A 13,745-nucleotide genomic window follows, 5' to 3' on the forward strand; every position below is an offset into this window, starting at 1 on the left:
CAGTGTGGAGAAAAGAAACGTGGCGACAAGCCGTAAGGAGGGTGGCAAGCTGAATATCGGCGCAGCGTGGCATTTCCTCGTTCGGACCGCCAAGAGTAAGTCATCCATCAAGGTTGTCTCTTTATTGGAGTATCACAACTCTGCCGGCTTTCCTGTCGTGGGCGACTAGGAACAGAGCGACGACAGTCCCCGCCTGCATAGCTTGCACTGAGTGGTAGCGGCTTGCCAGCGTTTCAAGAAGTAGCTTGCCGCTCAAGCGGCTTGAGCCTTGCGGTTAAGGGCATCCAGCAAGGTTTCCACCGCCTGAAAGCGTGCTTGTTCACTTTGCATGTCGGCCTCGAAGCGCAGGGTGTCGGCGCCATCGAGCCGGTAGCGATTCGGCGCCTGCTGAATAAGTTCCACAAGCGTCAAGGGGTCGACACGGGTTCCGGTGCCGAAGATCAGCCTTCCTTTCTCGGAACCCGCCTCGAGACGCACGATCCCAAGCTGTTCGGCTCGTTGGCGTAAACGGGTCTGATGCATCAAGGTTTTCACCGGTGCCGGCAACAGGCCGAAGCGGTCGATCATTTCCACCTGTAGCTCCTTGAGTTCGCCTTCATCGGCGGCACTGGCAATACGCTTGTACATGACCAGGCGCTGTTGTACGTCGTGGAGATAGTCGTCGGGAATCAGTGCCGGCAGGTTAAGGCTGATTTCCACGCCTTCGTCGAGTGGTGACTCGATGTTGGGCGTCTTGCCGGCACGGATCGCCTGTACCGCGCGGTCGAGCATCTGCATATAGAGGCCGTACCCCAGCGCTTCCATCTGCCCGCTCTGTTCTTCTCCCAGCAGTTCACCGGCACCACGGATTTCCATGTCGTGGCTGGCCAGCGTGAAGCCGGCACCGAGTTCCTCGGCCTGACCAATAGCTTCCAGACGCTTGACGGCATCACGGGTCATGGCCCGTGGTGGGGGCGCCAGTAGGTAGGCATAGGCCTGGTGATGGCTGCGGCCGACACGTCCTCGCAGCTGATGCAGCTGCGCCAGACCGAACCTGTCGGCGCGCTCGATGATGATGGTATTGGCGCTGGGCACATCGATTCCCGTCTCGATGATCGTCGAGCACACCAGCACGTTGAAGCGCTTGTGATAGAAGTCGGACATCACGCGCTCGAGCGAGCGTTCGGGCAGCTGGCCATGGGCGACTCCGACACGCGCCTCAGGCACCAGTTCGCGTAGCCGTTCCGCGGCTGTCTCGATGGTCTTGACTTCATTGTGCAGGTAGTAGACCTGACCGCCGCGCAGCAGCTCGCGCAGCAGAGCCTCCTTGATGATCGCCTCGTCGCGTTGTTGGACGAAGGTCTTGACCGAGAGTCGGCGCGGTGGCGGGGTGGCGATGATCGACAGATCACGGATACCGCTCATGGCCATATTGAGGGTGCGCGGAATGGGCGTGGCCGTCATGGTGAGAATGTCCATCTCGGCGCGCAGGCTCTTGAGCTTTTCCTTCTGGCCCACCCCGAAGCGGTGTTCCTCGTCGATGATCAAGAGCCCCATCCGTGGCAACCGGGTCTGCTTCGATAGCAGCTTGTGCGTGCCGATGACGATATCGGCCTTGCCTTCCTCGATTCGCTTAAGAGACTCTGCCTGCCCCTTGCCTGAGGTGAAGCGCGAGATGATCTCGATATTGACCGCGGTATCGGCAAAGCGATCGCGGAAGTTTTCGTAATGCTGACGGGCCAACAAGGTGGTGGGCACCAGTACCACGACCTGGCGACCGGAGTGAACCGCGAGGAAGGCCGCACGCATGGCGACTTCGGTCTTGCCGAAGCCGACATCGCCGCAGACGACGCGATCCATGGGTTGCGGGGCGGTCATGTCGTCGATCACCGCGTGGATGGCGGCGCGCTGATCGGGTGTTTCCTCGAAAGGAAAGCTGGCGGCGAATCGCCGGTAGGCGTCGTCGGGCGGGTCGTGGGCGAAACCCTGCTGGGCTTCGCGACGCGCGTAGATATCGAGAAGCTCTGCCGCCGTGTCGCGGATCTTCTCGGCGGCCTTGCGCTTGGCTTTATCCCACCGCTCCGAGCCTAGCCGGTGCAGTGGCGCGAGTTCGTCGTCGGCACCGGCATAACGTGAGATGAGGTGCAAGCTGTCGACCGGTACATAGAGGCGAGCCCCGTCAGCATATTCGAGCGCCACGAATTCGGCCGCCTGGCCGCCGGCGTCGAGCGTTTCCAGGCCCAGGTATCGGCCGACGCCGTGGGCTTGATGTACCACAGGGGCACCGGGACGCAACTCCGAGAGATGACGAATCGCCAGTTCATTGTCGTCGGTCGCTTTTTCGCGGCGCCGACTCTGACGCACGACGTCACCGAACAGCTCGGTCTCGCTGATCACCGCGAGATTGGGCTCGGTCAGCCAGAGGCCGGCATCGATTTCCCCTTCCGTGAGCGCTAAGCGTGAATCTGATGCCAGAAACGCTGGAAAATCTTCCACATGGGGGAGCGTGAGCCTCAGCGGCGCCAGCGTTTCCTCAAGCGCCTCGCGGCGCCCCCGCGATTCCGCCACAAACAGCACGCGGCTGTCGTGCTGGGTGGCCAGGAAGTGCTCCAGGGCGGCGAGCGGCTGCTTGGCCCGAGCATTGATGGCCACATCGGGCGGTGGCTGGGTCGCTGGGAGACTCGCGTGGCGATGGTCGCTGTCGTCGGTCAGCTCGACGCGAGGGTGGCGCTTGATGGCGGCAAAGACATCGGCGACGGGGACGAAGGCGCGGTGCGGGGGTAACAACGGCCTTGTCGGGTCGACCCCGAGGTTCTCGTAACGACTCTCGATGGCGCCCCAGTGGTGTTCTGCGGCGGTGAAGACGTCAGGCAGCAGGGCCACGCGCGTGCCTTTGGCCAGGTGCTCGAAGAGGGTGGCGGTGTGGTCGAAAAACAGCGGAAGATACTGCTCGAGACCGGGAGAGGGAATACCCTTCAGTGCATCGATGTAGAGAGGGCATTGGCGGGGATCGACATCGAAGAGGGTTTCAAAGCCCTCGCGGAAGCGGGCGATGGCCTCCGGGGAGAGTGAGTATTCGTGGGCCGGAAGCAGTTCTATCCTGGCGACCTTGTCTCGGCTGCGCTGGGTGTCAGGGTGGAAGTGGCGCAGGGTGTCGATCTCGTCGTCGAACAGATCGATTCTCAGGGGGTCTTCGCTACCCATGGGGAACAGGTCGATCAAGGCGCCCCGCAGGGCGTATTCACCCGGTTCGTACACCGTCTCGACGGCACGGTAGCCGGCACGAGAAAGCGCGTCACGAAAACCCTCACGGTCTAGGTGCATGCCGGTTTCCAGCGCCAGAACCCGGCCGGCGATGTATTCCACCGGTGGCAATCGCTGCATCAATGTGTTGATTGGCACTAGAACGATGCCGTGCTCGCCATCCTGGAGCCGACGCAGGGTACGCAGCCGCGAGGAGACAATGTCCTGATGGGGCGAGAAGCTGTCGTAGGGCAACGTTTCCCAGTCTGGAAAGGGCATTACCGACGTGACGGCGAAGAAGCGCAGGTCGTTTTCGAGCCGTTGCGCCTGGGCGGTGTCGGCGGTAATCACCAGCAGCGGTGCATCGTCGGCCAGGTGGGCGAGCGCCAAGGCGCCAGCACTGCCATGGGGCGTTTGCCAGTAGAGCGTATCGCGCAGGCCTTGGGGCCGCGGCGGGTTTAGCGGCGAGAATGTCGGCATGGTCTCTTCGGCTGGAGGTAATGATGGATGACGGTACGCTTCCCTGGCGGCAAGCCCCAACATGATACCAGCCTCGCTTGAGGCGTGTAGTCAACACACGTTTTCTGTAATCCCTTTACAGCGGTTACGACCATCCTGCGATTGCCCCGGCGATGCAGGCCCACGATAATAGTCTCCCATATCTCCCACCGTCAGAGAGGCTTCACGTGAGTCAACCCCCCCTCGAAACCGTCTTCCAGGAATGGCATGACAATCAGGCGATCGCCGAGCAGATGATCCCACTCATCGGCAGACTCTATCGCCGACACAACGTCGTCACCACTCTCTATGGTCGCTCGCTCTTCAATCGCAGCGTGATTCGCATCCTCAAGGACCATCGCTTCGTGCGGAAGGTCGAGGGTACCGAACTCTCCGTGCAGGACACGTTCCCGTTGATCCAGGCCATGGCTCAGCTCAACCTGGGGCCGGCGCATGTCGATGTGGGCAAGCTGGGGGTGGCATTCAAGAAGCGTGGCAGTGGAGACGCCATGGCTTTCATGCGCGAGGAGTTGGCCGAGATCATTGATGGGCATGACCCTGGCGCCGGCAATGGTAAACCCAAGGACGTGGTGCTTTACGGTTTCGGGCGCATCGGACGGATTCTGGCACGCGTGCTGATCGAGAAGGCGGGGGGCGGCAACCTGTTGCGCTTGCGGGCTATCGTGGTACGCGGTCGTGGCGATATTGCCAAGGACCTCGAGAAGCGAGCTAGCCTGCTGCGAAGGGATTCGGTACACGGTCCCTTCAACGGCACCATCAGTATCGATACCGAGGCACGTACCCTCACTGCCAACGGTAATGTCATTCAGGTCATCTATGCGGATTCACCGGCAGACGTCGATTACACCCGCTATGGGATCGATAACGCCGTGGTGGTCGACAATACCGGCATCTGGCGTGATGAAGAGGGCCTTGGTCAGCATCTGGCCTGCAAGGGCGTGGCCAAGGCGCTGCTGACGGCGCCGGGAAAGGGGGATATCAAGAACATCGTCTTTGGCATCAACCACGCTGAGATCGGCGCCGAGGATCGCATTATTTCGGCGGCATCGTGCACCACCAATGCCATCGTGCCGGCGCTTAAGGCGATCAACGATGAGTTCGGCGTCGCGCATGGGCATGTCGAGACAGTGCATGCCTACACCAACGACCAGAACCTGATCGACAATTACCACAAGGGTGATCGCCGGGGGCGCAGCGCACCGCTGAACATGGTGCTGACCGAGACCGGCGCCGCCAAGGCCGTGGTCAAGGCATTGCCCGAATTTGCCGGCAAGCTGACCGGTAACGCCATTCGCGTACCGATCCCCAATGTCTCCATGGCGATTCTCAATCTGACCCTCGAGAAGGAAACCGACGCCAAGACGCTGAATGACTATCTGCGCCGCATGTCGATTGAATCCACCTATCAGAAGCAGATCGATTACGTCGACTCCCCCGAAGTGGTCTCGTCTGATTTCGTCGGCAATCGTCATGCGGGTATCGTCGATGCCAAGGCGACGATCGCCAATGGACGAAACGCCGTCCTCTACGTCTGGTACGACAACGAATTCGGCTACAGCTGTCAGGTGATCCGCATCCTGCAGCACATCTCCAACGTGCATTTTCGCAAGCTGCCCCGCGCCAGCGAGTGACCTTCTACGTGTTGGCACTCCTCCCGCGAGGAGTGCCAACATGCCCATCTTGGCGTCGATTTCGTGGGCGCTCCCAGCCGGTATGGCTTACTTCCACAGGCCCGTCCGGGTCGCATACAGCTCCGTTGCAACCACTGCCTTATACCTTGTGGCAGGTGGTCATCCCGACAGCATGTCATTATAATATCTTGGATATCTGGGGTGGCCCGGGACTCTCTTGGGCCTGACTGCTAACATATCGGAACCACAAGAATTCGAACCCATTTCCTTCGTATATCCGATCCATCAACTGGGCGAGACTATGATCGAAGTCAAGAAAGGCCTGGATCTCCCTATCGCGGGGGCGCCCGAGCAGCGCATCGAGGATGCGCGGCCGGTACATCACGTGGCGGTCCTGGGCACAGACTATGTGGGCATGAAGCCGACCATGGAGGTTCGGGAGGGCGACAGTGTCAAGCTCGGGCAGCTGCTCTTCACCGACAAGAAAATCGATGGTGTGCGCTTTACCGCACCGGCAGCCGGCGAGGTCGTGGCGATCAATCGGGGTGAGAAGCGTAAGCTGCTGTCGGTCGTGATCAAGGTTGCCGAGACCGAGGAGGCGGTCGAGTTCACTGCCCATGGTCGCAACGAGCTGATACGTATGGATCGACAGGTCGTGGTAGATCAACTGGTCGAGTCGGGGCTCTGGGCCGCTTTTCGTACCCGCCCTTACTCGCGCACACCTACCCTGGACGGGACCCCGGAGAATATTTTCGTCACTGCCATCGATACTCACCCCCTGAGTGCGGATCCCGCCGGGATCATCAACGAGCAGCCCGACGCCTTCGAAGATGGCCTAAAAGTCCTCACGCGCCTCACCGAAGGTAAGGTGTATCTGTGTACTGCACCTGACGCGCCTCTCCCAGGTAGAGACGTCGAAGGCGTCCAGATCGAGACCTTTGGCGGTCCGCACCCAGCTGGCCTGGTCGGCACCCACATCCATTACTTGTCTCCGGTGGCGCTGCACAAGCGCGTCTGGCATATCGGCTACCAGGACGTCATAGCCGTTGGCAAGTTGTTTGCTGAAGGCAAGTTGGACACGAGCCGGGTGGTAGCCCTGGGAGGGCCTCGCGCCAAGGCGCCTCGCCTGCTACGCACGCGTATTGGTGCCAGCACGCAGGAACTTCTCGATCAGGAGGTCGTCGACCCTCTAGATACACGCGTGATTTCTGGATCCGTGTTCGCTGGTGCCACTGCCGAGGGCTCCCTTTGTTACCTGGGTCGCTTCCACAACCAGATCTCGTTGATTGAGGAAGGAAATAAGCGTTCATGGCTGGGATGGCTGTCACCGGGTAAGGATCGCCACTCGGTCATGGGAATCTATATTTCCCATTTCAAGGGACTGCATGATTATGCGCCCACAACCTCGACCAATGGATCCGAGCGGGCGATGGTCCCCGTGGGCACTTACGAGCAAGTGATGCCACTGGATATCATGCCGACGCAGCTTTTGCGCACGCTGATCGTCGGCGATATCGAAACCGCCATGCAGCTTGGTTGCCTGGAACTGGACGAGGAGGATCTGGCGCTCTGTACGTATGTTTGCCCGGGGAAATACGAGTATGGCCCTATCCTGCGTGACAATCTCTTCATGATCGAGAAAGAGGCCTGATGATGGCTATCCGACAGACACTCGACAATATCGAGCCCCACTTCCACAAGGGTGGCAAGTACGAACAGTTCTATCCCCTCTTTGAGGCGGTGGACACTATTTTCTACTCGCCGGCGAGCGTCGCCAAGACAACGGCCCATGTGCGTGACGGAATCGATCTCAAACGCATCATGATCACTGTCTGGGCTTGCACATTCCCTGCCATGTTCTTTGGCATGTGGAATGCTGGCTGGCAGGCCAATACGGCCATCGCTGACGGCTACGCCTCCATGGCAGGCTGGCGCGAAGCGATCACGATGTTGTTCTCCAGCGGTCACGATCCCGATAGTCTCTGGGCTAATTTCGTCCTTGGTGCGACCTACTTCCTGCCAATCTACCTGGTGACCTTCGTGGTCGGCGGGTTCTGGGAGGTGCTGTTCGCCATCAAGCGCGGCCATGAAGTGAACGAAGGCTTCTTCGTGACCTCCGTGCTCTACGCTCTGATTCTGCCCGCCACTATTCCGCTTTGGCAGGTGGCGCTGGGCATTACTTTCGGCATAGTGATCGGTAAGGAAATCTTCGGCGGCACCGGAAAGAACTTCCTCAATCCGGCGCTCACGGGGCGTGCCTTCCTTTACTTCGCGTATCCCGCCCAGATTTCCGGTGATGCCGTATGGGTTGCCGCCGATGGCTACACGGGCGCCACCGCGCTCTCCGTCGCGGCGCAAGACGGCATGGCGGCACTTTCCAGCCAGTTCAGCTGGTGGGACGCCTTCCTCGGTTTCGTGCCCGGCTCGGTGGGAGAGGTGTCGACACTCGCCATTCTCTTAGGTGCGGCGGTGTTGCTGTGGACGAAGATCGCCTCTTGGCGAATAATACTTGGGGTTTTCCTGGGTATGGTGGTCACCAGCACGCTATTTAACCTGTTGGGATCGGAGTCCAACCCGATGTTCGCCATGCCTTGGCACTGGCATCTCGTGGTTGGCGGTTTCGCCTTCGGCATGGTGTTCATGGCGACCGACCCAGTATCCGCGTCGATGACCAATCAAGGTCGGCTCATATTCGGTGCGCTGATCGGGGTCATGACCGTACTGATCCGAGTGGTTAACCCGGCCTTCCCGGAAGGCATCATGTTGGCGATCCTCTTCGCTAACCTGTTCGCCCCGCTGATCGATCACTTCTTTGTACAGGCCAACATCAAGCGGCGCTTGCAGCGCACTGGTGTGCCGGCCGAGGAGACTGCCTGATGGCAAAGAGCAACAACTCCACCAAGAAGATCCTGACGGTAGCGTTCGCACTTTGTATCGTGTGTTCGGTCATTGTCTCGACTGCCGCGGTGGCGCTGCGTTCCAAGCAGCAACTCAACCAGGAACTCGACCGCAAGACCAACATCCTTGAGGTGGCCAATCTCTATGAGCCGGGAATGGATGTGGAGGAGAGGTTCAGCGAGATCACCGCACGCGTTGTGGATCTGCGTACCGGGGAGTACAGCGAGCAGCACGACCCAGAGACCTACAATGCCTTTGAGGCGGCGAGTGATCCGGCCAGCGGGCGGACGCTGTCCGGGGAACAGGACATTGCCGGCCTGTCCCGTCAAGAGAACTTCTCCACCGTTTACCTGGTCGGCGATCCCGAGGATCCCGAGCAAATCATCCTGCCGATTCGCGGCCAGGGCCTGTGGGGGCTGATGCGGGGCTACATCTCCCTGGAGGGTGACGGCAACACCTTCGTCGGCATCACCTACTATGATCACAGCGAGACCCCGGGCCTTGGCGCCGAGGTGAACAACCCTCGCTGGCAGGCCCAGTGGCAAGGCAAGAAGGTCTTCGATGAACAGGGTGACCTGGCGCCAGCGATTGAACTGGTCAAGGGGGGTGCCAACGAGGAAACGGAAGTGGACGGCCTGTCTGGAGCGACACTGACCAGTCGCGGTGTTACCAACATGCTGCAATTCTGGTTGAGCCCGGAAGGGTTCGGTGAATATCTGGCGAAATTCCGAAGCGGCATCGACCAGGAAGACGCCCAGGATGCCGAAGTCGAACTCGAAGCTGAAGGAGCCTGATCATGTCGGCAGTTACTCCCAAGGGCGTTTTGACAACGCCGATCTTCAAGAACAACCCCATCGCCTTGCAGATATTGGGGATCTGTTCGGCCCTGGCGGTGACCACCAGCATGAGTGTGTCGATGGTCATGGCGCTGGCGGTGATCTTCGTTACGGCTTTCTCGAACCTGTTCGTATCGTTGATTCGCCACCATATCCCATCGTCCATCCGCATCATCGTGCAGATGACCATCATTGCCTCGCTGGTCATCGTGGTAGACCAGATTCTCAAGGCTTATGCCTACGAGATATCCAAGCAGCTGTCGGTCTTCGTCGGGTTAATCATCACCAACTGTATCGTGATGGGCCGCGCAGAAGGCTTTGCCATGACCAATACGCCCGGAATGTCGTTTCTTGACGGCGTCGGTAACGGCTTGGGGTATGGCTTCATCCTGATAGTAGTGGGTTTCTTCCGTGAATTGTTCGGTGCCGGAAGCGTCTTCGGTTTCACCGTTCTGGCCCCGGTGCAGGATGGCGGCTGGTACGTACCCAACGGTCTGATGCTGTTGCCACCCTCAGCCTTCTTCATCATCGGTCTGATGATCTGGGTTCTGCGCACCTTGAATCCTGAGCAAATCGAGGAGAACGAGTTCCAGATGAAGGAAAACACCCAGCCGAAGGAGGCCGTGTAACATGGAACACTATCTTAGTCTGTTCGTCGCCTCGGTCTTCGTCGAGAACATGGCCTTGGCATTCTTCCTTGGCATGTGTACCTTCCTGGCGGTGTCGAAGAAGGTGTCGTCGGCCTTCGGCCTGGGAATCGCGGTTATCGTGGTACTTACCGTGACCGTCCCAGTCAACAACCTTGTCTATAGCTTCCTGCTTCAGGAAGGGGCGCTGACGTGGACGGGCATCAGTGGTGCTGAAAACATTGACCTCTCGTTTCTCGGGCTGTTGAGTTATATCGGGGTCATCGCCGCCCTGGTGCAGATTATGGAAATGTTTCTCGATAAGTACGTTCCAGCGCTCTACAACGCCTTGGGCGTGTTTCTGCCATTGATTACGGTGAACTGTGCGATTCTGGGCGGTGTGCTGTTCATGGTCGAGCGCAGCTATAACTTCGGTGAATCGGTGGTGTATGGGTTCGGCGCAGGGGTCGGTTGGGCGTTGGCCATCACCGCACTGGCCGGTCTCCGCGAAAAGTTAAAATACAGCGATGTGCCCGCTTCGCTTCAGGGGCTGGGCATCACCTTCATCACCGTGGGTCTGATGTCGCTGGGCTTCATGTCCTTCTCAGGCATCCAGCTCTGAGGCACGTCATGTTGTTTCGACGGCACCGGGTGCCGTCGGGACTCAGGCAATGTCAAGCAATAGGAATCCGACATGGTTGATACAGTAGTCATCTTGCTCGGTGTGGTCATGTTTACCGTGATCGTCATCAGCCTGGTCCTGGTAATACTGGCTGCACGCAGCAGGCTCGTCAGTACTGGCGACGTCAAGATCGAGGTCAATGATGACCCCGAGCACACCCTGACGACCCAAGCTGGTGGCAAGCTTCTCAATACGTTGGCCGCCAATGGTATCTTTCTTTCCTCTGCCTGTGGTGGTGGTGGCTCCTGCGCTCAGTGCAAGTGCCGCGTGGAGGAGGGTGGTGGCTCCATCCTGCCCACGGAAGAATCTCACTTCACCCTGCGTGAGAAGAAAGACGGTTGGCGTCTCTCTTGCCAGGTGCCGGTCAAGCAGGACATGAAAATCGAAGTTCCGGAAGAAGTCTTTGGCGTCAAGCAGTGGGAATGCGAAGTCATTGACAATCCCAACGTCGCCACCTTCATCAAGGAGCTTAACCTCAAGCTCCCTGAAGGGCAGGAAGTCGCCTTCCGTGCGGGTGGTTATGTCCAGTTAGTCGCCCCTCCCTACGATATCAAGTTTTCCGATTTCGATATCGAGGAAGAATATCGAGGCGACTGGGAGAAATTTGGTCTTTTCGATATCTCGCATAAGAACAATGAGGAAGTCATCCGCGCTTACTCCATGGCGAATTACCCGGGCGAGAAGGGCATCCTCAAGTTCAACATTCGTATCGCCACACCGCCGCCCAACACAAACCATCCCCCCGGATTGATGTCGACCTATGTCTTCAGTCTGAAGCCGGGCGACAAGACAACGGTAATGGGTCCCTTCGGTGAATTCTTCGCCAAGGATACCGACGCCGAGATGGTCTTCGTCGGCGGTGGCGCTGGCATGGCCCCGATGCGAAGCCATATCTTCGACCAGCTCAAGCGTCTGGAGTCCAAGCGCAAGATCACCTTCTGGTACGGCGCGCGCTCCTGGCGCGAAACCTTCTACAACGAAGAGTACGATAAGCTCGCCGAAGAGTTCCCGAACTTCGAATGGCATCTGGCGCTCTCCGATCCGCAGCCTGAGGATAACTGGGAGGGCCCGACGGGGTTCATTCACAATGTGCTCTATGACATGTATCTCAAGGACCATCCCGCACCGGAAGACTGCGAGTACTACATGTGCGGTCCACCGATGATGAATGCTTCGGTGATCAAGATGCTCGTCGACATGGGGGTAGAGCCAGAGAACATCATGCTTGACGACTTTGGTGGTTGACCTTCATCAAGTGGCGGACCTCCATCGAGTGGTTGCCGCGTAGTACTCAGAGGGCTGGCCGATGTGGGTCGGCCCTTTGTGCTTATGACGTACCGCGTTGATAAACGGTGCCACCGCTGGTCACAGGGTGGATTTATTGGTAGGGATCTATGATGGATATCCACTGTCTCAAGGTTAGGATCTCGTACGAGTGAATAAAGGTACGAGTAGATGTATTTCCAGTGATTGCGGAGTAATGACCATGAATCTTTTTTTTATTGTACTGGCCTTCATGCTATTGATCATGGCTGCCATGGCTATTGGCGTGATCATGGGGCGGCGGCCTATTGCCGGTAGCTGCGGTGGGCTCAATCGCCTGGGGATGAAGGAAGGCTGTGAGGTCTGCGGCGGCAAGGACGAGGTATGCGAAGAGGAGAACCGCAAGGGACCTGCCAGTGCGCGTCGACAAAGCGACGAAAGCCGCGGGGCCGACCTGGGATACGACGCAACTCGACGCTAACGCCTTCTCAGCCCTAGGCATACGGCCGTCCTACGTTATATTCGAGGCCGTTAGCCCCGAGGCTTAACACGGGCGTACAGGCGTATTCTGAACAGCCCTCCCGTTTCCTCTATCGACACATGGCGCCGATCCGTAAGGGTCGGCGTTTGTCGTGTGGTGAGAGCAATTCGTTGACGTCGGGTTGGCTTGTATTAAATATCTAATCAGATAATAACCAATTATCCCATATAAAAATTAAAAAGCCGCCTTACTTCCTAGTGAAAAGTCTACGAGAAAAATGGTGTGGGCAACGATAGCCAACACTGTGTAACATTGTGTGAGCAAAAAGATTAGTTATGTAGTCGAGAGCAGAAGGTAAATCTTCAACTTTCACGGCTGTAGAAGGAGAGAAATATAAGATTTGCGGCATGGGAGAAGCCCAGAAGTAACTCCCGGGCGGTAGCGTGGGTAAAACGTAAGTCGCACTGCCGGGAAGTCGATGTTCCTGGCGTTCTTCGGCTTAAGGCCCTTTATCTTCAGGTCAACGTTAAAGTGTGACAAAGGAAAGTATCATGGAATTGAAACGCTCTAAGGTGTTCGTTACCGGTGCGGACGGGTTCATCGGGTCTCACTTGACAGAGACGCTCGTGGCGATGGGAGTGGATGTTAGGGCGTTCGTATTATACAACTCCTTCAACAGTTGGGGATGGCTGGACAGAGCCCACGCCAGCGTTAAGGAGAATATCGACGTCATTGCGGGCGATGTGCGCGATCCGCATGGTGTGCGCAAGGCCATGGAAGGCTGCGATGTGGTGCTGCATCTGGCTTCCCTGATCGCCATTCCTTATTCCTACCACTCGCCGGCGACCTACGTCGATACCAATATCACGGGGACACTGAACATCCTCCAGGCCGCTCGTGACCTGGGCGTATCGAAGGTCGTGCATACCTCGACCAGCGAAGTCTATGGCACGGCAAGACATGTTCCTATCGACGAGGAGCATCCCCTCCAGGGGCAGTCGCCGTACTCCGCCTCCAAGATTGGCGCCGACCAGATAGCGCTTTCCTTTTATCGGTCATTCTCGACCCCGGTGACCGTGATCCGGCCCTTCAACACTTATGGGCCCAGGCAGTCCGCCAGGGCCGTCATTCCCACCATTATTACGCAGATCGCCTCGGGACAACGAGATCTCAAGCTCGGTGCCCTGCATCCGACTCGGGACTTCAGCTATATCGAAGACACCGTGGCCGGGTTCATCAAGATGGCGGAATGCAATGACGTGCTGGGCGAAGTGGTCAACGTGGGCAGCGGCTTCGAGATCACTATCGAAGACACGGTAAAGCTGATCGCCGACATCATGGGAGAGAAGATTCGCATCCACACCGATGAAGTCAGGCTGCGGCCTGAAGCCAGCGAGGTCGAACGACTCTGGGCAAAGACGGAAAAGGCCGAACAATTGCTGGGTCATGTTCCGGCGTACGGCGGTGTGGACGGGTTGCGTCGCGGCTTGAGCAAGACCATCGACTGGTTTACCACCCCGGATAATCTGGCGAGCTACAAGACCAATACCTACAACATCTGATCCACGATGTTGAAGACTCATTAAG

At 58.3% G+C, this 13,745-nt stretch carries 10 protein-coding genes; 9 read left to right on the top strand and 1 reads right to left on the bottom strand.

Translation table 11 applies throughout. The features are described from left to right. Positions 1-252 precede the first annotated feature (252 nt). Complete coding sequence (mfd, locus tag KG088_RS10295; RefSeq protein WP_213825434.1) at positions 253-3,702, bottom strand: transcription-repair coupling factor; 3,450 nt, start codon at positions 3,700-3,702, stop codon at positions 253-255. Positions 3,703-3,908: 206 nt separating this feature from the next. On the opposite strand from mfd, the gene KG088_RS10300 reads away from it, so the two are divergent. The 9 genes from KG088_RS10300 to KG088_RS10340 all read left to right on the top strand — a co-directional run bounded on the left by KG088_RS10300 (position 3,909) and on the right by KG088_RS10340 (position 13,720). Continuing rightward, positions 3,909-5,372 (top strand): glyceraldehyde-3-phosphate dehydrogenase, encoded by a 1,464-nt coding sequence (locus KG088_RS10300; RefSeq protein WP_213825435.1) that lies wholly within the window; start codon positions 3,909-3,911, stop codon positions 5,370-5,372. A gap of 301 nt (positions 5,373-5,673) precedes the next feature. Beyond that, complete coding sequence (locus KG088_RS10305; RefSeq protein ID WP_213825436.1) at positions 5,674-7,023, top strand: Na(+)-translocating NADH-quinone reductase subunit A; 1,350 nt, start codon at positions 5,674-5,676, stop codon at positions 7,021-7,023. Beyond that, positions 7,023-8,249, top strand: a complete 1,227-nt coding sequence (locus KG088_RS10310; protein ID WP_213825437.1) for an NADH:ubiquinone reductase (Na(+)-transporting) subunit B — start codon at positions 7,023-7,025, stop codon at positions 8,247-8,249. Before KG088_RS10305 ends, KG088_RS10310 begins: the two co-directional genes overlap by 1 nt. Beyond that, the gene (locus tag KG088_RS10315; RefSeq protein WP_213825438.1) at positions 8,249-9,064 is read left to right on the top strand and encodes a Na(+)-translocating NADH-quinone reductase subunit C; all 816 of its coding nucleotides are present in this window, start codon (positions 8,249-8,251) and stop codon (positions 9,062-9,064) included. Before KG088_RS10310 ends, KG088_RS10315 begins: the two co-directional genes overlap by 1 nt. Before the next feature lie 2 nt (positions 9,065-9,066). Continuing rightward, on the top strand, positions 9,067-9,735 hold the full coding sequence (locus KG088_RS10320) for an NADH:ubiquinone reductase (Na(+)-transporting) subunit D (protein ID WP_213825439.1): 669 nt from the start codon (positions 9,067-9,069) through the stop codon (positions 9,733-9,735). Position 9,736: 1 nt separating this feature from the next. Continuing rightward, positions 9,737-10,354, top strand: coding sequence for an NADH:ubiquinone reductase (Na(+)-transporting) subunit E (nqrE, locus tag KG088_RS10325; protein WP_213825440.1), 618 nt, complete (start codon positions 9,737-9,739; stop codon positions 10,352-10,354). Positions 10,355-10,426: 72 nt separating this feature from the next. After that, complete coding sequence (gene nqrF / locus KG088_RS10330; RefSeq protein ID WP_213825441.1) at positions 10,427-11,659, top strand: NADH:ubiquinone reductase (Na(+)-transporting) subunit F; 1,233 nt, start codon at positions 10,427-10,429, stop codon at positions 11,657-11,659. Positions 11,660-11,900: 241 nt separating this feature from the next. Next, positions 11,901-12,158 carry a (Na+)-NQR maturation NqrM gene (nqrM, locus tag KG088_RS10335; RefSeq protein ID WP_213825442.1) on the top strand — a complete coding sequence of 86 codons (258 nt, stop codon included), beginning with the start codon at positions 11,901-11,903 and terminating at the stop codon, positions 12,156-12,158. A gap of 551 nt (positions 12,159-12,709) precedes the next feature. Beyond that, entirely contained in the window at positions 12,710-13,720 is a 1,011-nt protein-coding gene (locus tag KG088_RS10340) for an NAD-dependent 4,6-dehydratase LegB (protein ID WP_213825443.1), read from the top strand. Positions 13,721-13,745: the final 25 nt, after the last annotated feature.

The organism is Halomonas jincaotanensis (genome assembly GCF_018448785.1).
Lineage (GTDB): Bacteria > Pseudomonadota > Gammaproteobacteria > Pseudomonadales > Halomonadaceae > Halomonas > Halomonas jincaotanensis.

Coding starts and splice junctions, on each gene's coding strand:
- nqrF (WP_213825441.1), top strand. CDS start 10,427: ATGGTTGATACAGTAGTCATCTTGCTCGGTGTGGTCATGTTTACCGTG.
- nqrE (WP_213825440.1), top strand. CDS start 9,737: ATGGAACACTATCTTAGTCTGTTCGTCGCCTCGGTCTTCGTCGAGAAC.
- nqrM (WP_213825442.1), top strand. CDS start 11,901: ATGAATCTTTTTTTTATTGTACTGGCCTTCATGCTATTGATCATGGCT.
- KG088_RS10315 (WP_213825438.1), top strand. CDS start 8,249: ATGGCAAAGAGCAACAACTCCACCAAGAAGATCCTGACGGTAGCGTTC.
- KG088_RS10310 (WP_213825437.1), top strand. CDS start 7,023: ATGATGGCTATCCGACAGACACTCGACAATATCGAGCCCCACTTCCAC.
- mfd (WP_213825434.1), bottom strand. CDS start 3,702: ATGCCGACATTCTCGCCGCTAAACCCGCCGCGGCCCCAAGGCCTGCGC.
- KG088_RS10340 (WP_213825443.1), top strand. CDS start 12,710: ATGGAATTGAAACGCTCTAAGGTGTTCGTTACCGGTGCGGACGGGTTC.
- KG088_RS10320 (WP_213825439.1), top strand. CDS start 9,067: ATGTCGGCAGTTACTCCCAAGGGCGTTTTGACAACGCCGATCTTCAAG.
- KG088_RS10305 (WP_213825436.1), top strand. CDS start 5,674: ATGATCGAAGTCAAGAAAGGCCTGGATCTCCCTATCGCGGGGGCGCCC.